The 21,337-nt window shown below is 71.8% G+C and carries 20 protein-coding genes and 1 pseudogene; 17 read left to right on the top strand and 4 right to left on the bottom strand.

Annotated features, from left to right (window positions below; genetic code table 11):
• Window positions 1–191: 191 nt before the first annotated feature.
• The 8 genes and pseudogenes from B9S64_RS23685 (at window position 192) to B9S64_RS23720 (ending at window position 10,258) form a co-directional block, all read left to right on the top strand.
• Entirely contained in the window at window positions 192–1,166 is a 975-nt protein-coding gene (locus B9S64_RS23685; RefSeq protein WP_103493173.1) for a LacI family DNA-binding transcriptional regulator, read from the top strand.
• A 171-nt stretch (window positions 1,167–1,337) separates the two neighbouring features.
• Complete coding sequence (locus B9S64_RS23690) at window positions 1,338–3,017, top strand: ABC transporter substrate-binding protein (RefSeq protein WP_103490451.1); 1,680 nt, start codon at window positions 1,338–1,340, stop codon at window positions 3,015–3,017.
• A 19-nt stretch (window positions 3,018–3,036) separates the two neighbouring features.
• Window positions 3,037–4,176: an ABC transporter ATP-binding protein gene (locus B9S64_RS23695; protein ID WP_258037792.1), complete on the top strand. Its 1,140-nt coding sequence runs from the start codon at window positions 3,037–3,039 to the stop codon at window positions 4,174–4,176.
• Window positions 4,173–5,153: an ABC transporter permease gene (locus tag B9S64_RS23700; protein ID WP_028443204.1), complete on the top strand. Its 981-nt coding sequence runs from the start codon at window positions 4,173–4,175 to the stop codon at window positions 5,151–5,153. Before B9S64_RS23695 ends, B9S64_RS23700 begins: the two co-directional genes overlap by 4 nt.
• A 5-nt stretch (window positions 5,154–5,158) precedes the next feature.
• Window positions 5,159–6,157: pseudogene (locus tag B9S64_RS23705) on the top strand (ABC transporter permease); the annotation flags it as partial.
• 125 nt (window positions 6,158–6,282) lie between these two features.
• Window positions 6,283–7,278, top strand: coding sequence for an ABC transporter ATP-binding protein (locus B9S64_RS23710; RefSeq protein WP_103490452.1), 996 nt, complete (start codon window positions 6,283–6,285; stop codon window positions 7,276–7,278).
• 108 nt (window positions 7,279–7,386) lie between these two features.
• Window positions 7,387–8,799 carry a GH1 family beta-glucosidase gene (locus B9S64_RS23715; RefSeq protein WP_103490453.1) on the top strand — a complete coding sequence of 471 codons (1,413 nt, stop codon included), beginning with the start codon at window positions 7,387–7,389 and terminating at the stop codon, window positions 8,797–8,799.
• Window positions 8,800–8,875: 76 nt separating this feature from the next.
• Window positions 8,876–10,258: a hypothetical protein gene (locus B9S64_RS23720; protein ID WP_103490454.1), complete on the top strand. Its 1,383-nt coding sequence runs from the start codon at window positions 8,876–8,878 to the stop codon at window positions 10,256–10,258.
• A gap of 185 nt (window positions 10,259–10,443) precedes the next feature.
• Here the strand turns inward: B9S64_RS23720 and B9S64_RS23725 are convergent, their stop codons facing one another.
• The gene (locus B9S64_RS23725; RefSeq protein WP_103490455.1) at window positions 10,444–11,037 is read right to left on the bottom strand and encodes an MSMEG_1061 family FMN-dependent PPOX-type flavoprotein; all 594 of its coding nucleotides are present in this window, start codon (window positions 11,035–11,037) and stop codon (window positions 10,444–10,446) included.
• A gap of 196 nt (window positions 11,038–11,233) precedes the next feature.
• Here B9S64_RS23725 and B9S64_RS23730 point away from each other — a divergent pair, with 196 nt between their 5' ends.
• The 6 genes from B9S64_RS23730 to B9S64_RS23755 all read left to right on the top strand — a co-directional run bounded on the left by B9S64_RS23730 (window position 11,234) and on the right by B9S64_RS23755 (window position 17,666).
• Complete coding sequence (locus B9S64_RS23730; protein ID WP_103490456.1) at window positions 11,234–12,304, top strand: iron ABC transporter permease; 1,071 nt, start codon at window positions 11,234–11,236, stop codon at window positions 12,302–12,304.
• The gene (locus tag B9S64_RS23735; RefSeq protein WP_103490457.1) at window positions 12,301–13,374 is read left to right on the top strand and encodes an iron chelate uptake ABC transporter family permease subunit; all 1,074 of its coding nucleotides are present in this window, start codon (window positions 12,301–12,303) and stop codon (window positions 13,372–13,374) included. Before B9S64_RS23730 ends, B9S64_RS23735 begins: the two co-directional genes overlap by 4 nt.
• Before the next feature lie 61 nt (window positions 13,375–13,435).
• Complete coding sequence (locus B9S64_RS23740) at window positions 13,436–14,245, top strand: ABC transporter ATP-binding protein (RefSeq protein WP_103490474.1); 810 nt, start codon at window positions 13,436–13,438, stop codon at window positions 14,243–14,245.
• Between the two features lie 60 nt (window positions 14,246–14,305).
• Window positions 14,306–15,340 (top strand): iron-siderophore ABC transporter substrate-binding protein, encoded by a 1,035-nt coding sequence (locus B9S64_RS23745; protein ID WP_103490458.1) that lies wholly within the window; start codon window positions 14,306–14,308, stop codon window positions 15,338–15,340.
• A 288-nt stretch (window positions 15,341–15,628) separates the two neighbouring features.
• A complete protein-coding gene (locus B9S64_RS23750) occupies window positions 15,629–16,606 on the top strand; it encodes a Gfo/Idh/MocA family protein (protein WP_258037793.1) in 978 nt (325 codons plus the stop codon).
• A 1-nt stretch (window position 16,607) separates the two neighbouring features.
• Window positions 16,608–17,666: a Gfo/Idh/MocA family protein gene (locus B9S64_RS23755; RefSeq protein WP_103490460.1), complete on the top strand. Its 1,059-nt coding sequence runs from the start codon at window positions 16,608–16,610 to the stop codon at window positions 17,664–17,666.
• Between the two features lie 15 nt (window positions 17,667–17,681).
• Here the strand turns inward: B9S64_RS23755 and B9S64_RS23760 are convergent, their stop codons facing one another.
• The 3 genes from B9S64_RS23760 to B9S64_RS23770 are packed head-to-tail and all read right to left on the bottom strand — an operon-like array spanning window position 17,682 to window position 19,004.
• A complete protein-coding gene (locus B9S64_RS23760; protein WP_258037794.1) occupies window positions 17,682–17,936 on the bottom strand; it encodes a DUF397 domain-containing protein in 255 nt (84 codons plus the stop codon).
• Window positions 17,937–17,955: 19 nt separating this feature from the next.
• Complete coding sequence (locus B9S64_RS23765; protein ID WP_103490461.1) at window positions 17,956–18,186, bottom strand: DUF397 domain-containing protein; 231 nt, start codon at window positions 18,184–18,186, stop codon at window positions 17,956–17,958.
• On the bottom strand, window positions 18,183–19,004 hold the full coding sequence (locus tag B9S64_RS23770) for a helix-turn-helix transcriptional regulator (RefSeq protein ID WP_103490462.1): 822 nt from the start codon (window positions 19,002–19,004) through the stop codon (window positions 18,183–18,185). Before B9S64_RS23770 ends, B9S64_RS23765 begins: the two co-directional genes overlap by 4 nt.
• A 111-nt stretch (window positions 19,005–19,115) precedes the next feature.
• Here B9S64_RS23770 and B9S64_RS23775 point away from each other — a divergent pair, with 111 nt between their 5' ends.
• Genes B9S64_RS23775 through B9S64_RS23785 form a run of 3 tightly spaced genes read left to right on the top strand, consistent with a single transcriptional unit; the run spans window position 19,116 to window position 21,271 of the window.
• Complete coding sequence (locus tag B9S64_RS23775; RefSeq protein ID WP_103490463.1) at window positions 19,116–19,562, top strand: ATP-binding protein; 447 nt, start codon at window positions 19,116–19,118, stop codon at window positions 19,560–19,562.
• A gap of 15 nt (window positions 19,563–19,577) precedes the next feature.
• Complete coding sequence (locus B9S64_RS23780) at window positions 19,578–20,627, top strand: NAD(P)/FAD-dependent oxidoreductase (RefSeq protein ID WP_103490464.1); 1,050 nt, start codon at window positions 19,578–19,580, stop codon at window positions 20,625–20,627.
• Window positions 20,624–21,271 (top strand): cyclopropane-fatty-acyl-phospholipid synthase family protein, encoded by a 648-nt coding sequence (locus B9S64_RS23785; protein ID WP_103490465.1) that lies wholly within the window; start codon window positions 20,624–20,626, stop codon window positions 21,269–21,271. The genes B9S64_RS23780 and B9S64_RS23785 overlap by 4 nt, the downstream gene beginning before the upstream one ends.
• Window positions 21,272–21,337: the final 66 nt, after the last annotated feature.

Consider the following 21,337-nt stretch of genomic DNA (forward strand, 5'->3'; position numbering starts at 1 on the left):
GCGGGCTCCCCGCGCCGCTTGAGGTATCGGTCCGGACCAATCTCGGTGTGAAGTATTGACGCGTCTGTTCCAGGGCGGTTAACTCCAGCCGCAACGCCGGTACCGGTTCCGGTACCGGTTGCGGAACCGGTACCGGGAGGTCCCGGCCGTCCGCCCGCCCTGCCCTGCCCCGCCGTGTCCCCGGAGGCCCGATGCGCGTCACCATCGCCGATGTCGCCCGTGAGGCCGGCGTCAGCAAGACGACCGTGTCGCGTGTCGTCAACCTCAAGGGCGAAGTGGGCGGTTCCACGGCCGCCCGCGTTCGCGAAGTGATCGCACAGCTCGGCTACGTGCCCAGCTCGGGCGCCGTCGGACTGGCCCGCGGCAGCAGCCGCACGGTCGGGATGCTGGTGCCCTCGCTCACCTGGCCGTGGATGGGCGAACTGCTCCAGGGCGTCGTGGACACCGTCGAGGCCGCCGACTACGGGCTGCTGCTGTTCACCTGCAACCGGGGTGCCGAGTCGGTGGAGCGCTTCACCAGCCAGGTGTCGGCGCGCGCCTTCGACGGACTGGTCGTCGTCGAACCGGAGAACACCCTCGACCGCCTCACCGCGCTCCACCGGTCCGGCCTGCCGATCGTGCTCATCGACGACCGCGGCCGCCACCCCGAATTCACCTCCGTCGTGACCACCAACCACGAGGGGGGCGCGTCGGCCGCCCGCCACCTGCGGGACAGCGGACGCACCAGACCCGTGGTCGTCACCGGCCCCGCCCACTTCGGCTGTGTGAGCGACCGGCTCGCCGGATTCCGCTCGGTGCTGCCCACCGACCTGGTCGTGGCCGGGGACTTCACCGAACGCGCCGGACGGCTCGCCGTGGAGCGACTGCTGTTGGAGGGGACGGAGTTCGACTCCGTCTTCGCCCACAACGACATCACCGCGGCGGGTGTCCTGCGGGCCCTGCGAGCCGCCGGCCGCCGCGTGCCCGAGGACATCGCGGTGGTCGGCTTCGACGACATCCCGATGGCCGAGCACACCGAACCGCCGCTGACCACCGTGCACCAGCCCACACGTCAGATGGGCGAGGCGGCGGCGCGCCTGCTGCTCGCCCGCCTCGGCGGCGGTCCGCCACCGGAGCAGCCCCTCGTGCTGCCCACCGAACTGGTCGTGCGCCGCTCGGCGCCGTAGAGGGCGCGGCCGTCCCCGACGGTCCGCGCCCGCCCCCAGCCCCCGACCCGCACCCGGAGCGCCGGGTGCCGCACACCCCCGGCCACCGGCCCCCGCGTCCCGCGGCCTTCCCCAGCTCCGCGGGACCCCCGCCCGCAGTCCGTCCAGCCCCGCAGTCCTTCTGGAGTCGCCATGTCCGTACGCCGTCGTCATACGCTGAGAGCGCTCTCAGCCGCCACCGTCGTGGTCGCCCTCGCCGCCGGTTGCTCGTCCGCCAACTCCGGCGCCAACAAGTCGGGCGGCGCCGGTGCCTCCGGCGTACTGACCCTCGGGAAGCCGGACGGGCCCCAGACCAACAACAGCAACCCGTTCCTCGCGACCTCGGCGGGCGCCACCCTCGGCTACCGCTTCATGATCTACGAGCCGCTGGTGATGACCAACCAGATCCGCCCCACCGACAAGGGCGACCCGTGGCTGGCCACCGACTGGGCGTGGGAGGACAACTTCCGCAAGGTCACCTTCACGCTGGACGACCGGGCCACGTGGGCCGACGGCAAGCCGCTGACCGCCGACGACGTCGCCTTCACCTTCGAGCTGCTCAAGAAGCACCCGGCGCTCAACGGCAACGGCATCCCGTACGACGGCATCACGGTCGAGGGCAAGAAGGTCGTCCTGACCTTCGAGGAGTCCCAGTTCGTCAACCAGAACAAGATCATCACGACCTATGTCGTGCCCAAGCACATCTGGGAGAAGGTCGAGAACCCGGAGACCTGGCCCAACCGGAACCCGGTCGGCTCGGGCCCGTACAAGCTGAAGACCTTCACCCCGCAGACCACCACCCTGACCGCCACGCCCACCTACTGGAAGGGCGAGACGAAGGTCAAGGAGCTGCGCTACACCGCCTACAACGACAACAGCGCGGCGACCACGGCCCTGGCGAACGGCAAGGTCGAGTGGTCGTTCGTCTTCATGCCGGACTACAAGCAGCTGTACATCGCCAAGGACCCCAAGAACCACAAGCTGTGGTTCCCCTCCGGACTCGGCATCCACGGACTGTGGTTCAACACCGCCCGCAAGCCGTTCGACAACCCGGCCCTGCGCAAGGCGATGGCCATGGTCGTCGACCGCAACGCCATCCACGTCCAGGCGGAGGCGACCCTCTACCCGGAGATCACCAATCCGACCGGCATCCCGCTGCCCGCCGGTGACGCCTTCATCGCCCCGGAGTACAAGGACGCCACCACCAAGCCCGATGTGGCCGGCGCCAAGAAGGTCCTCACGGAGGCCGGGTTCACGCTCAGCGGCGGCGTCCTGAAGGACCCGGGCGGCAAGCCCGTGACGCTGACCTTCACCGACCCGGCCGGCTGGAACGACTACATCACCGGGCTCGCCATCATCAAGGACAACATCAAGCAGATCGGCATCGAGGCCAAGGTCAAGACCCAGACCGCCGAGGCCTGGGGCAACGACGTGGCCGCCGGCAACTTCGACGCCACCCTGCACTGGACCAACAGCGGTGCCACGCCGTACGACATGTACCAGAACATCATGGACGGCGCGATCCTCCAGCCCATCGGCAAGAGCGCCCAGCTCGGCAACTTCGGCCGCTTCAAGAGCCCCGAGGCGACCGCCGCGCTCAAGGAGTACGCCAACGCCTCGGACGACGCCACCCGCACCAAGGCCATGAACGTCCTCCAGAAGATCATGGTCGAGCAGGCCCCGGTCATCCCGACCGCCGCCGCGCCCATCGGCGCCGAGTACTCCACGAAGAACTGGGTGGGCTGGCCGACCGAGGAAGACCCCTACTCCGCACCGCAGCACACCCAGCCGGACGCGCTGAAGATCGTGCTGAACCTCAAGCCCGCCAAGTGAGTACGGGGAAGAACCGGCCATGACCACCGAACAGACGCCCCGCGCGCGCACCGAGACCGACGTGGTGCTGGAAGCGCGCGCCGTCACCAAGCACTTCCCCGTGCGGCGCACCGGGCGCGACCTGATCGCCCGGCGCCACCGCACCGTCCACGCCGTCGACGACGTCTCGCTGGAACTGCGGCGCGGCACCGTCACGGCCCTGGTGGGGGAGTCCGGCTCGGGCAAATCCACCGTCGCGCGGCTGCTCGCCCAGCTCTACCCGCTCACCGCGGGCGAGATCCACCTGGGCGGCACGGCGGTGAAGGCCGGGCGTGGCCGGTCCTTCCGTACGTACGTCAAGCAGGTCCAGCTGATCTTCCAGGACCCGTTCGCCTCGCTCAACCCGGTGCACACCGTGCGCTACCACCTGACCCGCGCCCTGAAGATCCACGGCCGGGCGGGGCGCGGGGAGGCGGAACTGGAGAAGAACCTGGCGGCCCTGCTGGAACGCGTCCAGCTGACCCCTCCTCATCAGTACCTGGACAAGTTCCCGCACGAGCTGTCCGGCGGGCAGCGCCAGCGCGTCGCCATCGCGCGCGCGCTCGGCGCCGACCCGCAGGTCCTGCTCGCCGACGAACCGGTCTCGATGCTCGACGTGTCGATCCGGCTCGGCGTCCTGAACCTGCTGCGCGACCTCAAGGAGCGCCTGCGGCTCGCGATCCTCTACATCACCCACGACATCGCCTCCGCCCGCTACTTCGCCGACACCACCCTGGTGATGTACGCCGGACGGATCGTCGAGGGCGGGGACAGCGAGACCGTCACCCAGCGCCCCGCGCACCCCTACACCCAACTCCTGATCGCCTCCGCGCCGGACCCGGACCGGGTGGCGGACGAGGCGGCCCAGGAGGAGACCGGGAGCGGCGAACCGCCCTCCCTGATCGACCCGCCGGCCGGGTGCCGCTTCCACCCGCGCTGCCCGAAGGCCATGGAGCGCTGCCGCACCGAACTGCCGCCGCGCTTCGACCTGGCGGACGGGCAGTGGGCGGCCTGCTGGCTGTACGAAGGCACCGCCGAGGGCGCCACGGCCGACGGCACCGCGAGCACCGCCGACGGCACCGCGAGCACCGCCGACGGTGCCGCGTCCGGGAGCGCGACCGCGAAGGGGGCGGCGAAGTGAAGTACGTCCTCCAGCGCCTCGCCTTCTACGCCGTCACCGCATGGGCCGCGATCACCATCAACTTCCTGATCCCCCGCCTGATGCCGGGCGACCCGGTCGAAGCCCTGATGAGCCGCTACCAGGGGCAGCTCGACACCAGCGCCATCGCCTCCCTGAAGGCGCTGTTCGGCCTCGACGAGAACAAGTCCCTCTGGGCGCAGTACACCGACTACTGGTCGCACCTGCTCGACGGCGACCTCGGGCTGTCCTTCACCTTCTTCCCGACGCCGGTCGGCGAGGTGATCTCCCAGGCGCTGCCGTGGACGCTGGCCCTCGTCGGCATCACCACCCTGATCAGCTTCCTGCTCGGCACCGGCATCGGCGTCTACAGCGGCTGGCGGCGCGGCTCCTGGCTGGACGGGCTGCTGCCCGTCACCACCTTCATCTCCTCGGTGCCCTACTTCTGGCTGGGCCTCATCGCCATCTCGGTGTTCGCGGTGAAGTGGCCGCTGTTCCCCTTCGAGGGCGGCTACGACAACTCCCTGGTCCCGGCCTTCGACTGGCCGTTCATCTCCAGCGCCCTCTACCACGGGGTGCTGCCCGGGGTGACGATCGTGCTCAGCGCCATCGCCGGCTGGATCCTCGGGATGCGCAACATGATGGTGACCGTGTCCTCCGAGGACTACGTCATGGTGGCGCAGGCCAAGGGGCTCTCCGAGCGCAGGGTGATGTTCGCCTACGCCGCGCGCAACGCGGTCCTGCCCAGCATCTCCGCCTTCGCCCTCTCCCTGGGATTCATCGTCAGCGGCACCCTGCTGGTCGAGATGGTCTTCAACTACCCAGGCATCGGCTTCCAGCTGCTCCAGGCCGTCGGGGCGAAGGACTACCCCCTGATGCAGGGCGTCTTCCTGGTCATCACGCTCTCCGTGCTCGCCGCGAACCTGCTGGCCGACATGGCCTACGCCTTCCTCGACCCCCGCACCCGCAAGGAGGCATGACAGGTATGTCCGTCGCCGCCACCGACACCGCCGTCCTGGACGACGTTCCCGCGCCCACCGCGACCGGCCGGGGGAACAGGTTCCGCTTCCTGCGCGGCGGGAAGACCCGCACCGGTCTGCTGATCCTCGCCTTCTTCGCCCTCATCGCCGTCATCGGGCCCTGGATCGCCCCGTACGACCCCGACGCGATGAGCGACCAGCTGCTCCAGCCGCCCTCCGCCGACCACTGGTTCGGCACCACCCACACAGGTCAGGACGTGCTCTCCCAGATCCTCGTCGGCACCCGGGGTGTGCTCCTGGTCGGCTTCATCGCCGGGTTCCTGGCCACCGTGCTGTCCGTACTCATCGGGGTCACCGCCGGATTCCTCGGCGGGGCGGCCGACGAGGTCCTCTCGTTGTTCTCCAACGTCTTCCTGGTCATCCCCGGACTGCCGCTGATCATCATCATCGCGAGCTTCGTCGAGGACACCACCGACCTGCTGATCGCCGCCGTCATCGCCCTCACCTCCTGGGCCTGGGGATCGCGGGTGCTGCGCGCCCAGACCCTCTCGCTCCGGCGCCGCGACTACGTGGAGGCGGCCCGCGCCACCGGGGAGTCCACCTGGCGGATCATCCTCTTCGAGGTCATGCCGAACCTCACCGCCGTCATCGCCTCCGGCTTCGTCGGCACGGTCATCTTCGCGATCCTCTCCGAGATCACGCTCGCCTTCATCGGCGTCGCCGACATCTCCCACTGGAACTGGGGCACCGTGCTCTTCTGGGCCCAGTCCAACCAGGCCCTGGCCCAGGGCGCCTGGTGGTGGTTCGTCCCGGCCGGCCTGTGCATCGCCCTGCTGGGCACCGCCCTGTCCCTGATCAACTTCGGCATCGACGAGTTCGTGAACCCGCGGCTGCGCACGGCGGCGGGGTCCTCCAAGCAGGTCACGATGCGGGTCGGCTTCACCCCGGTGGCCCGCGCCACCGCACCCACCACGGCGCCGGACCCCGCCACGGCGCCGACGCCCGAGCCGCCCAGCGAGACCGGCGAGAGTGGCGAGAGTGGCAAGACCGGCGAGAGTGGCAAGACCAGCGACACCGGCGACACCGGCACGACCGGCGAGAGCAGCGAGACCAGCAAGGAGCCGAGCGTATGAGCGCCGAGCCGATCCTCACCATCCGCGGCCTGAACGTCGACTACGGCACCGGAACCAGCGGCGTCCGCGCCCTCAGGGACATCGACCTCACCCTTCACCGGGGCGAAGTCCTCGGTCTCGCGGGCGAGTCGGGCTCCGGCAAGTCCACGCTCGCCTACGCGGTCACCCGGCTGCTCTCCCCGCCCGGAGTGATCACCGGTGGCGACGTCCACTACCACCGGCCGGGCGGGGAGACCCTCGACATCCTCGCCCTGAGCGCCGCCGAGCTGCGCGCGTTCCGCTGGCAGGAGCTCTCGATCGTGTTCCAGGGGGCGATGAACTCGCTCAACCCGGTGCACACCGTCCACAGCCAGCTCACCGATGTGCTCGTCGCGCACCGCCCCGGGATGCCGGCGGCCGAACGGACCAAGCGCGCCGAGGAGTTGCTGAACCTCGTCGGGATCTCCGCCGACCGGCTCACCGCCTACCCCCACCAGCTGTCCGGCGGCATGCGCCAGCGGGTGATGATCGCGATGGCGCTCGCCCTGGAACCCGAGATCGTCATCATGGACGAACCCACCACCGCGCTCGACGTCGTGATGCAACGTCAGATCCTGCGCAAGCTCGTGGAGCTGAGGGAACAGCTCTCCTTCTCCGTCGTGTTCATCACCCATGACATCTCGCTGCTGATCGAGTTCTCCGACCGCATCGCGATCATGTACGGCGGCCGGATCGTGGAGCAGGCGGGTGCCGCCGACATCTACCGCGATCCCCGCCACCCCTACAGCGAGGGCCTGCTGCACTCCTTCCCGGCCCTGCACGGCCCCCGCCGCGAGCTCACCGGCATCCCCGGCTCCCCGCCGCACCTGTCCGCGATGCCCACCGGATGCGCCTTCCACCCCCGCTGCGGCAAGGCCTTCGAGCCGTGCGCGGGCCGGATTCCCGTGCTCACCCGCCCGGACGCGGCACAGGAGCGCGAGGTGGCCTGCTGGCTGCCCGCCCCGCCCGCCTGACCGGCGGACCGTACCCGCGCCCGGACCGGCCCCGCCCGGTCCGGACGCCTGATCCGGCCCGGTCCGCCGGAGCACATCCCCACCCGACCCACCGAACTACGGAGTCACATGAACCTCGCCACGCCCCGCAGCAGCCTGAACCCCGTCGCCGTCCAGGGACTCCCCGCCGGCTTCCGCTGGGGCGTCGCCACCTCCTCGTACCAGATCGAGGGCGCCGCCCGGGAGGACGGCCGGACCCCGTCCATCTGGGACACCTTCTGCCGGGTGCCGGGCGCCGTGCACAACGCGGAACACGGTGACGTGGCCTGCGACCACTACCACCGGATGCCGCAGGACGTGGAGCTGATCGCGGGCCTGGGCGTCGACACCTACCGCTTCTCGCTCGCCTGGCCGCGTATCCAGCCGGGCGGGCGCGGCCCGGCCAACGCCAAGGGCCTGGACTTCTACAAGCGGCTGGTCGACGAGCTCCAGGACAAGGGCGTCACCCCCTGGATCACCCTGTACCACTGGGACCTGCCCCAGGAACTGGAGGACGCGGGCGGCTGGCCGGCCCGTGACACCGCGTACCGCTTCGCCGACTACGCCATGCTCGCCTACGAGGCCCTGGGCGACCGGGTCGAGCACTGGACCACCCTGAACGAACCGTGGTGCTCGGCGATGCTCGGCTACGCCTACGGGGCGCACGCCCCCGGCCGCACCGACCTGGGCGACGCGATGGGCGCCGTCCACCACCTGCTCCTGGGACACGGCCTCGCCGCCCGCCGGATGCGCGAGGCGGCCGGCGACCGCCCGCTGGAGCTGGGGATCACCCTCAACCTCGGCACCGCCACCCCCGAGACCGGCAGCGAGGCCGACCGCGAGGCCTGCCGCCGGGCCGACGGCATGGGCACCCGCCTCTACCTCGACCCGCTCGTCCACGGCCGCTACCCCGAGGACGTCGTACGCGACCTCGCCGACCAGGGCGTCGAGCTGCCCGTCCAGGACGGCGACCTGGAGACCGTCGCGGCACCCCTCGACGTCCTCGGGGTCAACTTCTACCGGGGCGCGGTCTTCTCCGGCGTCACCGAGGAGGGGTCCCCGACCGGCGCCGACGGCCTGCCCGTCGTGCGCGGGGTGGAGCGCGACCTCCCCAGGACCGCCATGGACTGGGAGATCACCCCCGGCGAACTCACCGAGCTGCTCGTGCGGTTGCAGCGTGACTACGCGCTGCCGACCGTCATCACCGAGAACGGCGCGGCCTTCGACGACACCGTCGCCGCCGACGGATCCGTCCCCGACACCGACCGCACCGCCTATCTCGCCGACCACATCGCGGCCGTCGCCGACGCCCGCGCGCGGGGCGCCGACGTCCGGGGCTACTTCGCCTGGTCGCTGATGGACAACTTCGAGTGGGCCTACGGCTACGACAAGCGGTTCGGCATCGTCCGCGTCGACTACGACACGCAGGAGCGGACCCTCAAGGACAGCGCCAAGTGGTACCGCGACACCATCCGGCTCACCCGGAACGCTCCCCAGGACTGAGCCCCACCAGGGGCGCCCCGTGGGCCGGCCCCGGGTGGGTGGCGCGTTCGTCACCCACCCGGGTTACGTTTGTTCCATGCGGAAGAGGCTGTTCGTGCCCCTGTGGGCGGGTCTGCTGCTGATTCTCTCGGCGGTGGTGCTGGCGGCTGCGCCCGCCGCGCCGGCGGCCGCACCCGCCACCCTCGCCGACGCGGCCCGCGCCCTGCGCCAGGGCCCGGTGTACGTTGACCCGGCGGCGGCGGACCAGCTCACCTCCTCCCAGAGGTCGGCGCTCGAAAAGAAGATCAAGGACGCCGACAAGCCGGTCTTCGTGGCCGTGCTGCCCGCGACGTCCGCGTTCCCACCGGACCACCTCCTCCAGGACCTCCGGAGCGACACCGGTGTCACCGGGGTCTACGCCGTCCGCCTCGGGAACGGCTTCGACGCCGGGGCCGACCCGCAGGTGATGCCGGTCCGGGCGGTCGCCAACCTCACCACGGCCGTCAAGGCACCCGGCACCGGCACCGACGCCGCCACCCAGCTCAACGCCTTCGTCGACCGCGCCGTCGAACAGGCCCGGGGCAGCGCCCCCGCCTCCTGGTCCGGCGGGTCCGACGGCGGCGCGAACGGCGCCGCCCCCCTGGCCGGACTGGTCGTCCTCGGCGCGGTCGCCGTCCTCGGCGGCGGCGCCGCGTACGCGGTGGTCCGCCGCAACCGCAGGCGACAGGCGGAGGAGGAGCGGGCCTCCCTGGACAAGCTCCGGGTCGTCGTGGACGAGGACATCACCGCCTACGGCGAGACCCTGGACCGCCTGGACTTCCATCCCGCGGAGGCGGGCGCCGACGACGCGATGCGCGCGGACTACGAGCGCGCGCTCGACTCCTACGAGGACGCCAAGTCACGCATGGCCGCCGCCCGGCGCCCGTCCGACGTACGCGGGGTGACCGAGGCCCTGGAGGACGGCCGCTACTCCCTCGCCGTCCTGGACGCCCGCCGCGCCCACCGCGAGCTGCCCGCCCGGCGCCCGCCCTGCTTCTTCGACCCCCGGCACGGCCCGTCCGTCGCGGACGTGCGGTGGCAGCCCCCCGGCGGCACGGCCCGCGAGGTCCCGGTGTGCGCCGCCGACGAGGTGCGGCTGCGCGAGGGCCGGGACCCGATGAGCCGCACGGTCGACGCCGGCGACGGCTCCCGCCGCCCGTACTGGGAGGCCGGGCCCGCCTACGGTCCGTGGGCGGGCGGTTACTTCGGCGGTGGACTGCTGCCCGGTCTGCTCGTCGGCACGATGCTCGGCTCGATGCTCTCGACCCCGGCGTACGCCGCCGAGTACGGCGGCGGAGACTTCGGCGCGGGCGGCGACTGGAGCGGCGGCGACTTCTCCGGCTCCGACTTCGACTCCTCCGGCTTCGGCGGCGACGGCGGCGGGTTCGGCGACGGCGGAGGCTTCGGGGGTGGCGGAGGGTTCGACGGCGGCGGGTTCTAGGTGTATTGACCCGCAGGGTTGTTGACGCCCGGCACGCACGCTCGCCGCGTTGTCGGAGTCGCCCGAGTACTACGGTGGGACACGAAGGCCTCCGTGCGGTGAAGAATTCGACACCTCCACCACACACGGAGGCCTTCGCCATGATCAAGCCCGATCGGCGTTAACAACGCTCGTGATCAATACACCTAGGCCGTCCCCGCGCCCCCGCGGGCCGCGCCTTCCCAGGTGTCCGGGGCCCAGAGGCCCGAGCGCTTGAGGGACGCCGGGCAGTGCAGATAGATCTCGTCGATCTCCACGACGAGCGCGAGCTGGGGGCGCCGCCCCTTCACCGCCATCGCGTCGAAGAAGGGCGCGTCCGTGAGGATCCGGGCGCGGCCGTTGATCCGCAGCACCGTCATTACCCCGGGTATGAGGAAGAGCAGCCCCACGTGCGGGTTGGACAGGATGTTGTGGAAGCTGTCGCCCCGCCGGTTGCCCGGCAGGTCGGGCATGGCCAGCGTCCGCTCGTCCAGCACCCGGGTGAAACCCGGCTCACCGCCGCGCGGCGAGGTGTCGCAGTTGCCGTCGGCGTCGGAGGTGGACACGGCGCAGAACGGCGCGCGGGCCAGCAGATCGAGGTCGGCCTCGGTGAGCCGGTCATGGACCTTGTCGATGACCAGGGGCCACGGGGTGCCCATGATCTCGCGCAGTTCCTCGGCCGACTCCAGGGGCACGGCTCCGGCCAGCGGGTCCCGGGCGGGGGCGGCGACGGCGGCGCCCGCGGGCGCGGCGTTCGGCAAGGGGACACTCCGTACCGTGTGGGGGCTCGGCAGCACCACGCTGACCTGGCGCTGTTAGGCTCACCTTACTTATGCTCCCGTATGCTCCCCGTCCCGGGGTGCCGTTCCGCGGCCGGGACCCGGGGGAGCGCAGGCAGCGACGAACAGGATGAGGAACAGTGCACCACCGTATGCCGCGCGCCGCGGTGAGCGGCCCGTGAGCGGCCAGGTTCTCCGAAGCGCGACGCCACAGCGGACGACGGGGACCCCGCCCCCACGCCGTACCCGCGGCCGGCCCGTCCTCGCCCTGGGACTCGCGGCCGCCCTGGCCGTACTCCTGCTGACCGTCCTGGCGAGCCTCGCCGTGGGGTCCGGCGACGTCCCCTTCCACGACGTGGTGCACGGCGTCCTCGACCCGGACCTCCAGGTCAAGGGCCAGCTCATCGTGCGGGAGGTGCGCATCCCCCGCACCGTGGCCGGGCTGCTGGCCGGGGCCGCGCTGGGCCTGGCGGGCACGGTGATGCAGGGCGTGGCCCGCAACCCGCTCGCCGACCCGCAGCTCCTCGGCATCAACGCCGGGGCCTCCGTCGCGGTCGTCTGCTCGATCAGCTTCCTCGGATTCACGGTCGCCACCCAGTACATCTGGTTCGGCTTCCTCGGAGCCCTGCTCGCCGCCCTCCTGGTGTACGGGGTGGGCTCGCTCGGCCGGGAGGGCGCGACCCCCGTGAAGCTGGCGCTCGCGGGCGCCGCGACCAGCGCCGTACTGACCTCCGTGACCAGCGCCGTCCTGCTCCAGGACCGCGAGGGCTACGACCGGTTCCGCTTCTGGCAGCTCGGCGCGCTGACCGCCCGGGACGCCGACGTGCTCTGGCAGGCGTCCCCCTTCGTCGTGGCCGGCGCCGTGCTCGCGCTGGCGCTCGGGCCGCAGCTCAACGCCCTGTCCCTCGGCGACGACCTGGCACGCGGCCTCGGCCAGCGCGTCGGGCTCGCCCGGCTGACGTCGGTGCTCGCCGTGGTGCTGCTGTGCGGGGCGGCCACGGTCGTCGCCGGCCCGATCGGCTTCGTCGGCCTCGCCGTCCCGCACGCGGCCCGGCTCATCACCGGCCCCGACTACCGCTGGGTGCTGCCGTACAGCATGGTGCTCGCCCCCGTGATGCTCCTCGTCGCGGACATCGTCGGCAGGGTCGTCGCCCCGCCCGGCGAGGTGCAGGTGGGCGTGGTCACCGCCGCGATCGGCTGCGTCCCCTTCATCTGGCTCGTCCGGCGCAGGAAGCTGGTGGAACTGTGACCGGAACCCGTCTCCAGCAGACGGCCGACGCACGCCTCGCCGACGCCGTCCGCACGGTCGCCGGGGCGCGCGGCCGCGGCCGTCGGCGCTCCGTCCTGGTCGGCGCCGCCCTGCTGGCGGCCCTGGTGGCGGTCTTCGCCGTCTCGCTCAGCGTCGGTGACATGGTGATGCCGCTCGGCAAGGTCGTCGACACCCTGTTCGGGGGCGGCGACGGCGGCTCGCGGTTCGTCGTGCTGGAACTGCGGCTGCCCCGCGCCCTGCTCGCCGTCCTCGTCGGCACCGGTTTCGGGCTCTCCGGGGCGGTCTTCCAGTCCGTACTGCGCAACCCGCTGGCCAGCCCCGACATCATCGGCATCAGCGCGGGGGCGAGCGCGGTCGCCGTCACCGCCGCCCTGCTCTTCCAGGTCAGCGGCCTCACCCTGTCCGCGAGCGCCCTGGTCGGCTCACTCGTCTCCGGCACGGCGATCTATCTGCTCGCCTGGCGCCAGGGTGTCGCCGGCCAGCGCCTCGTCCTGATCGGCATCGGCGTCGGCACCGGACTGACCAGCGTCGTCTGGTACGTGATGGCCCGCTCCGACACCACCGACGCGCAGGAGGCCTACCTCTGGCTCACGGGCAGCCTCAACGGCCGCTCCTGGAACCAGATGTGGCCCCTGCTGATCGCCCTCGCCGTCCTCCTGCCCCTCACCGCCCTCGCCGCCCGCACCCTGGGCCCCCTCCAGCTCGGCGACGACACCGCGGCCGGGCTCGGGGCCCGCGTCGAGCCCGGCCGCCTGGCCCTCCTCGGCTGCGCGGTCGCCCTCGCGGGCGTCGCCACCGCGGCGGCCGGACCCGTGGGGTTCGTGGCGTTCGTGTCCGCGCCGATCGCCCGCCGCCTGGTCCCGCGCCGGGGCGCGGCCCTGGCGCACTCCGCGCTGACCGGGGCGCTGCTCGTCCTGGTCGCCGACTTCGCCGCCCAGCACCTGCTGCCGTCGGTCCAGCTGCCGGTGGGCGTGGTCACCAGCATCATCGGCGCACCGTACCTGCTGCTGCTCCTGGCCCGCGCCAACCGCGTGGGCTCGGGAGGCTGACGTGCCGGCACCCGGGACGGACGACCCTGAGACGTACGACAAGGAAAGGCGTGGCCCCGTCGTGGCTGAGCACACTCTTCAAGCGCGGGACGTCCGCCTCGGATACGGCGACCGGGAGATCGTCTCCGGCCTGGACGTGAGCGTCCCGCCGGGACGGATCACGGTCATCGTGGGCCCCAACGCCTGCGGGAAGTCCACCCTGCTCCGGGCGATGGCCCGGCTGCTCCCGCCCACCGGGGGATCGGTGCTCCTGGACGGCCGCAGCATCCAGGAGATGCCGACCAAGGAGGTCGCCGCGGTGCTCGGCATCCTCCCGCAGAGCCCCTCCGCCCCGGAGGGCATCACGGTGTCCGACCTCGTGGGGCGTGGCCGCTACCCGCACCAGGGATGGTTCAGGCGGTGGACCGCCGAGGACGACGAGGCGGTCGCGCGGGCGCTCCTGTCCACCGACGTCCTGGAACTCGCCGACCGCCCGGTGGACGAGCTGTCGGGCGGCCAGCGCCAGCGCGTGTGGATCGCCATGGCCCTGTCGCAGCGTACGGACATACTCCTGCTGGACGAGCCCACGACCTTCCTGGACGTCAGCCACCAGCTGGACGTCCTCGACCTGCTCACCGACCTCAACCGGGAGCGCGGCGTCACCATGGTCGCCGTGCTGCACGACCTGAACCTCGCCTGCCGGTACGCCGACCACATGATCGCCATGAAGGGCGGACGGATCCTCGCGGAGGGCCGTCCGCGCGACATCGTGACCGAGGAGCTGGTCGGGGAGGCGTTCGGGATGCGCTGCACCGTCCTGGACGACCCCGCGTCGGCCACACCGATGGTGGTGCCGCTGGGCCGCCACCACGTGGGGGAGACGGTCGCCTGAGGAACGGCGGCCGGGCCCCCGGTGGCATCGTTGTCTTTAGGTGAGGCTAACCTAAGGGGTATGAACGATTCCGTCTCCCGTACCCCCCGCGCCCGGCGTCCCCGCCGCACTCCCGTCCTCATGGCGGGTGCCGTCGCCGCCCTGCTGGTGGGGCTGGCCGCCTGCGGCTCCTCGGACGACTCCGACAGCGCCGCCCCCTCGGCGTCGGGCGGTTCGTCCGACGGCGCCTTCCCCGCGAAGGTGGACACCAAGTTCGGCGAGATCACCATCGACAAGGCCCCCAAGCGCATCGTCGCGCTCGGCTGGGGCGATGCCGAGACGGTCCTCGCGCTCGGCGGGCAGCCGGTCGGGGCGAGCGACTGGCTGGCGTTCGGCGGCGAGGGCGTCGGCCCCTGGGCCAAGGGCATGTACGACAAGAAGCCCGAGATCATCGGCACGCTGGAGCCCGAGTACGAGAAGATCGCGGCCCTCCAGCCGGACCTGATCCTGGACACCAAGTCCAGTGGTGACAAGACGCGTTACGACACCCTGAGCAAGATAGCCCCGACCGTGGGCGTGCCCGAGGGCGGCGACCAGTACAAGCAGACGTGGGAGAAGCAGACCGAGATGGTCTCCGCCGCGCTCGGTGTGCCGGAGAAGGGCAAGAAGCTCATCGCCGACACCGAGGCGAAGTTCGCGGAGGCGGTGAAGGCGCACCCCGAGTTCAAGGGCAGCACCATCACGCTCGGCTCGCGCACCTCCGAGGGGTACGGCGCCTACGTCTCCGGCACCGGACGCGTCGACTTCGTCGAGCGCCTCGGCTTCACGAACAACCCGGCCGTCGAGGCCAAGGCCGGAGAGGGCTTCTCCGTCTCCGTCTCCAAGGAGAACCTGGACCTCCTCGACGCCGACCTGACGGTGATGTCCCCCATCGGCATCCCCGCCTCCGACATCAGCGGCGACCCGCTGTACAAGGCGGTCCCGTCCGTGAAGGCGGGCCACTCGCTCGTCTTCGACGACGAGATCCTCAGTCAGGCGTTCGCCACCGACTCGGTACTCTCCACGGTGTACGCGCTGGACAAGGTGGCCCCGCTGTTCGCGGAGAAGATGAAGTAGGACCCCACGCAGGACACCACGCGGCACCCGGAAGCGGGTGCCGGCGGGGACGAACGGCGCCCACGGGGCGGCCGGAACCGGTCACGACGGTTCCGGCCGCCCCGTGGCCTTGTTCCGCGGCCCGCGAGGGGAAGAGCCGCAGGGGGAGGGAGATCGAGGGTAGACATAAGATGTCTGATGTCCTAGGTTCAAGGGTGAGCCGAGCGTGAGGAGCAGCGGGTGAACTCCGGCCCTGAGCCTGGACAGAAGAGGTTGTCCCATCCGGGACGACGAGGAACCGACCACCGTGTGGCCGTCATCGGCGCCGGTGCCATCGCCCGCGACCATGTCACCGCGCTCGCCGGAGTCCCCGGTGTGCGGCTGGCCCACGTCGTGGACCGGCATCCCGAACGCGCCGCCGCGCTGGCCGCCCTCGCGGAGGGCGCCACCTGGTCCACCGACCCGGCCACCGCCTGGTCCGACGCCGTCGACGTCACCGCCGTCTGCACCTCTCCCGAGTCGCACGCCGACCTCTCCGTGGCCGCGTTCGCCGCGGGCAAGGCGGTCCTGCTGGAGAAGCCCGCCGCCCTGAGGGTGGCCGACGCCGACCGCGTCCTGGCGGCCGCGAAGAAGGCCGGCCGGCCCCTCCTCGTCGCGCAGACGGCCCGCTTCCAGCCCGTCCACCTCGACATCGCCCAGGCGGTCGCCGAAGGCGCGATCGGCACCCCCCGCCTGGCCCACCTCACCTGGTACACCGGGCACGTCTGGCCCGGCGGCTGGCGGGGCTGGCAGCTGGACGCGGCCCGCTCCGGAGGCCATGTCGCCCACAACGGCGTGCACGCCCTGGACCTGCTGACCTGGCTCATGGACGACGAACCGGTCCGGGTCTTCGCCCGCCCCTGCCGGACCTGGGCGCCGGGGATGCCGACCCCCGACAGCTTCCAGATCCTCGTACGCTTCGCGGGCGGCGCCCTCGCCACCGTCGAACTCTGCTACGCCCTCGCCGCACGCGGCACGTTCGTCCGCCGGCTCATGCTCTCCGGCACCACCGGAACCCTGCACCACAGCAGCGAGGACGAGCCCCGCGCACACACCGCCCAGCCCGTCGCCCCCGCCTCGATCGAGGGCGCGATGACCGAGCAGACCAGGCACCTGCGCGACGTGCTCGACGGTGTCGCGGAACCGCTGACCGCGCCCCACCAGGTGCGCGCGGCCCTCGCCGCCGCCCTGGCGGCCCAGCTCAGCGCGGACGAAGGCCGCCCCGTGGACGTCAAGGAGGTCTGCTGACATGAGGATCCTCATCGTGTCCGGAGTCCGGCACGCCCGCGACTACGTGCCGCTCCTGCGCTCCCTGCCGGGCATCGAGGTCATCGGCTGCGCCGACACCGCCGACAGCCCCTTCGCCGAGGACAGCGCCGCCCTCGCCGCCACGACGGGCATCCCGCTGCTCGACCTGGACGAGGGCCTCGCCTCCTGCGACATCGCCCTGGTGTGCAGCGAACCCACCCGCCACGCGGACCTGGCGGTACGGGCGCTGGAGGCGGGCCGCCATGTGGTCGTCGACAAGCCCGCCGCGACCGGCACCCGCGCCGCGGAACGCCTGTGGGACGCCGCCGACCGCTCCCCGGGCCTGCTCACCGCCGTACACCGGCTGTACTCCCCGCAGATCGCCCGCGCCCGGCGCATCGTGGACTCCGGGGCGATCGGTCTGCCCCTGGCCGTGGACGCGGAGTGGCTCGCGGCCGGAGGGCTGGACGGAAGCACCGTCGAGCGCCCCGAACTCGTCTGCGACCCCGCCCTGTCCGGCGGCGGCGAACTGATGAACTTCGGCTGGTACCCGGCCCTCGCGATCCGCCACCTGACCGGCCTGGAGGTGGAGGAGGTCGTCGCCTTCGGCAGCGGCGCGCCCCACGGCCCGCTCTTCGACGGCCCGCACGGCGCCTACGGCGTCGAGGACGCGGCCGTCCTCTCGCTCCGCCTGCGCAACGGGGTGGTGGCGACCGCCACCGTCGCCCGCACACCCGCGGGCGTCGGCCCGGCCCCCGTCTCGTCCAGCCTGCGCGTGCTCGGCTCCCACGGCCATGTGCTCGCCGACGAGGACGCGCCCTCCGTCGCCGTGCGCGGGGCGGACGGCGAACGCGTCTCCCGCCAGGTCGGCGGACCCGCCGGACTGACGGCGCTGCGGCGGCTGTTCACCGAGTTCGGCGACGACATCCGCTACGGACGTACGCCGCTGGTGACGGCGGCGGACATGTACGCGGCCGTCGCGGTGGTCGAGGCCGGACTCGCCTCGGCCCGCCTGGACGGTACCCCGGTCACCCCCGCAGCCCGTACGGCCACGGTCTGACCCGTCCCGCCGGTGCTACCGGCCGCCGACACCGCCGAGGAAGGCGGTCCAGGCGGCCGGCGGCACGGTGAGGACGGGTCCGTCGACGGTCTTGGAGTCGCGGATGTGCACGGCGGCAGGGTGCGCGGCGACTTCGACGCAGTCGCCGCCCTGGTCGCTGCTGTGGGTGGACTTGTGCCAGTGGTAGGCGACTTCCAGGCAGGCACCGCCTTCGCTGCCGCTGTAGCTGGACTTCATCCAGGCGAGGGTTGCGCCGTGATCTGCGCGCATGGCTTCCCCTTTCAGGCCGTCAGCGGGCGAGGCCGGTGCGAGCGGATGGCCTTTGATGCCGGGCAGTGGCGTTGACGAAGGCGTGCCAGGCGCTCGGGGGCACGGTGAGGACGGGTCCATCGACGGCTTTGGAGTCGCGGATGTGTACGGCGGTGGGGTGCGCGGCGACTTCGACGCAGTCGCCGCCCTGGCTGCTGCTGTAGCTGGACTTGAACCAGGTGAGGGGTGTGCCGTGTGCTGCGCGAGTCATGACTCTCCAAGCAGGTCGTCCAGTAGTCGCGCGCTCTTCTCGACGGAAAGCGCCTGCGAACGCAGCATTCCATACATCTGTTGCAAGATGCTGACGTCATCTGGATCCTCGTGGAGGAAGCTGACGCGCTGGCCCTCGATGTACGCGAGGTGGTCGTGGTCAGGTGTCTCTAGAAGAACCATAGGCCCCGCCAGTCCCGCGTGCTTAGGTAGGCGCATCGGCATCACCTGGAGGCCGAGGAAGGGGAGTTCCGCGCATTGCCGCAAGTGCCGGATCTGCTCCAGGCGCATAGTGGAGTCCCCGATCTCACTACGTAGAATGCTCTCCTCCAGAAGGAAGTGCAGTATCGGGCGCGGGCGGCGTTCGAGAAGCCTCTGCCGGTCAAGACGAGCAGCAACCCACTCTTCCACCTCCTCTGCCTCGATCGGCGGGTAGAGGCAGGCGAAGACGAACCGGGCGTACTCCTCCGTCTGCAACAATCCTGGCACCACCTGGTTCTGATACGACAGCAGCGTCACCGCCTCCTGCTCGTACTCCACGAAGTCCTGCACGAACGCCGGGAACCGCTCCTTCTGCGGCACCTTCGACACCGCGACCCGCAACACCCCCTTGGTGTCGAGCAGTTCGTCCAGCGCCGCCGCGAAATCCGCCTGGAGCGTGCGGCGGCCCTGTTCGATCGAGGCGATCGTGTCCTCACCCACACAGAACCGGTCGGCCAGTGACGCCTGTGTCAGCCCGGCCGCCTTGCGGAACGTGGCCAGTTGGGCGCCGATCACATGCCAGGAGGTGACCCGCTTGTTTCGCTTCGCCGTGTGCATGAAGTGCCTCTCCCCGTGCGTGACTCCGGCCGACCCGTCGGCGGTCGTACAGAAGCGGCGTACGACCTGACGCACTGGGTCACTCTAATCACGGTCTGTGACAGTCGTCCCGTGAACGAGACAACACGACTCACCCCCTTCCGCGAGGCCTTCTACCGTCGTGAGCGCAGGTCGATCCCCCTCGTACGGCAGTTCGTCCGGGCGGCGCTGCTCGACTGGGCGTGCGGGGTTCCCGTCGATGACGTACTGCTCTGCGTGACCGAACTCGCCACCAACGCGCTGGTGCACGGCGTGCCGCCCGGCCGGGGCTTCAAGGTTGAGCTGACCTGCGGGGAGACCCTGCGCATCGAGGTCCATGACAGCGGGGGCGGCAAGGTCCGCCGGGACGCGGAGCCCGTTCCCGAGGCCGAGGGCGGGCGCGGGCTGCTGCTGGTCGCGGCGCTGGCCGACGCGTGGGGCGTGGGGGAGCGGGACCCCGGGAAGATCGTATGGTGCGAGTTTGCCGCTTCGGCAAGCAGGTTTGTCGGATCGGGGCCACGGGCGCACTCTCTGCCGTAGACGGAGGTGTTTCGCATGAGTAAGAACAGACAGCGGTACGACGTCGTGGTCGTCGGCGGCGGGGCGGCCGGGCTGAGCGGGGCGCTCACGCTCGCTCGGGCGGGGCGTTCGGTGCTCGTCATCGACGCGGGAAGCCCCCGCAACGCGCCCGCGTCCCACGCGCACAACTACCTGGGCCGCGAGGGGGTACCGCCGCTGGAGCTGCTGGCCGCCGGCCGGGCCGAGGCCGCTGGTTACGGGGCGGAGGTCGTCCAGGGCAACGCCGTGGCGGCCGAGAAGCTGCCGGGCGGCGGATTCCGCGTCGTACGGGAGGACGGCTCCGCCGTGGAGGCGCGCCGGCTGTTGGTCACCACGGGGCTCGTGGACGAGCTGCCGCCCGTGCCCGGTGTGGCCGAGCGCTGGGGCCGCGACGTACTGCACTGCCCGTACTGCCACGGCTGGGAGGTCAGGAACCGGCCTGTAGGCATCCTGGCGGCCGGCCCGATGGCCGTGCACCAGGCGCTGCTGTGGCGGCAGTGGACCGACGACGTGGTGCTGTTCCGGCACACCGCGGCCGACTTCGGTGACGAGGAGTACGAGCAGCTCGCCGCCCGGTCCGTCGCCGTGGTGGACGGCGAGGTGGCCGCGCTGGAGGTGACCGGCGACCGGCTCACCGGGGTCCGGCTGGCGGGAGGCACGGTGATCCCGCGCGAGGCCGTCGTGGTCCAGCCCCGCTTCACGGCGCGGTCCGGGGTCCTGGAGACCCTCGGGCTCGCCCCCACGACCCTGGAGGTGGCCGGGCAGCCCATCGGCTCGTACGTCGCCGCCGACCCCGCCGGAGCCACCGACGTCCCCGGGGTATGGGTGGCGGGCAACGTCACCAACCCCATGGAACAGGTGATCGGTTCGGCTGCCGCAGGTCTGAAGGCGGCGTCCGCGATCAACATGGACCTCGTCACCGAGGACACCCGGCGCGCGGTCGAGGCGCGCCGCGATCCCGTCACGGCCTTCTCGGCCGCCACGGAACGCCAGGTCACCGAGCGCGTGCTCGGGGACCGCCGACACGGACTTCAGGAGATGCGATGACCGGCGACGACGCCACCACCCCCGCCCCCACCGACGCCGAGCTGTGGGACGACCGGTACCGCGAGAGCGACCGGATCTGGAGCGGCAACCCCAACACCGTGCTCGTGCGCGAGGTGGAGGGCATGAAGCCCGGCCGTGCCCTGGACCTCGGCTGCGGCGAAGGCGCGGACGCGGTCTGGCTCGCGCGGTGGGGCTGGAGGGTCACCGCCACGGACATCTCCCGGGTCGCGCTGGAACGGGCGGCCGTCCACGCGGCCGAGGCCGGGGTCACCGACCGTGTCGACTGGCAGTGGCACGACCTGGGGGCGACCTTCCCGGAGGGGGAGTACGACCTGGTCTCGGCGCAGTTCCTGCACTCCATGGGCGACCTGCCGCGCGAGAAGATCCTGCGCCGGGCCGCGCGTGCCGTCGCCCCGGGCGGTGTCCTGCTGATCGTCGGGCACGCGGGCTTCCCGCACTGGGAGCAGAACCCGGACCCCAGCGTCCGCTTCCCCACCCCCGACGAGGTGCTGGCCTCTCTCGAACTGCCGGACGGGGCCTGGGAGGTGCTGCTCAGCGACGAACACGAGCGCGTCCAGAACGACCCGGACGGCAACCCCACCACCCGTACCGACAACGCGCTGAAGGTCCGCCGCACGGCGTGACCCGGACACCTGGACACTCGTTACGGAAGTGTACTTCCCAGAAGTACACTTCCGTAACCGAGTGTA

It is taken from the genome of Streptomyces sp. SM18 (assembly GCF_002910775.2).
Classification (GTDB): Bacteria; Actinomycetota; Actinomycetes; order Streptomycetales; family Streptomycetaceae; genus Streptomyces; species Streptomyces halstedii.

Bases quoted from the DNA above. Each gene is read 5' to 3' on its own strand.
- B9S64_RS23685 (WP_103493173.1), top strand. From the start codon at position 192: ATGCGCGTCACCATCGCCGATGTCGCCCGTGAGGCCGGCGTCAGCAAG.
- B9S64_RS23690 (WP_103490451.1), top strand. From the start codon at position 1,338: ATGTCCGTACGCCGTCGTCATACGCTGAGAGCGCTCTCAGCCGCCACC.
- B9S64_RS23695 (WP_258037792.1), top strand. From the start codon at position 3,037: ATGACCACCGAACAGACGCCCCGCGCGCGCACCGAGACCGACGTGGTG.
- B9S64_RS23710 (WP_103490452.1), top strand. From the start codon at position 6,283: ATGAGCGCCGAGCCGATCCTCACCATCCGCGGCCTGAACGTCGACTAC.
- B9S64_RS23715 (WP_103490453.1), top strand. From the start codon at position 7,387: ATGAACCTCGCCACGCCCCGCAGCAGCCTGAACCCCGTCGCCGTCCAG.
- B9S64_RS23720 (WP_103490454.1), top strand. From the start codon at position 8,876: ATGCGGAAGAGGCTGTTCGTGCCCCTGTGGGCGGGTCTGCTGCTGATT.
- B9S64_RS23745 (WP_103490458.1), top strand. From the start codon at position 14,306: ATGAACGATTCCGTCTCCCGTACCCCCCGCGCCCGGCGTCCCCGCCGC.
- B9S64_RS23755 (WP_103490460.1), top strand. From the start codon at position 16,608: ATGAGGATCCTCATCGTGTCCGGAGTCCGGCACGCCCGCGACTACGTG.
- B9S64_RS23760 (WP_258037794.1), bottom strand. From the start codon at position 17,936: ATGCGCGCAGATCACGGCGCAACCCTCGCCTGGATGAAGTCCAGCTAC.
- B9S64_RS23765 (WP_103490461.1), bottom strand. From the start codon at position 18,186: ATGACTCGCGCAGCACACGGCACACCCCTCACCTGGTTCAAGTCCAGC.
- B9S64_RS23770 (WP_103490462.1), bottom strand. From the start codon at position 19,004: ATGCACACGGCGAAGCGAAACAAGCGGGTCACCTCCTGGCATGTGATC.
- B9S64_RS23780 (WP_103490464.1), top strand. From the start codon at position 19,578: ATGAGTAAGAACAGACAGCGGTACGACGTCGTGGTCGTCGGCGGCGGG.
- B9S64_RS23785 (WP_103490465.1), top strand. From the start codon at position 20,624: ATGACCGGCGACGACGCCACCACCCCCGCCCCCACCGACGCCGAGCTG.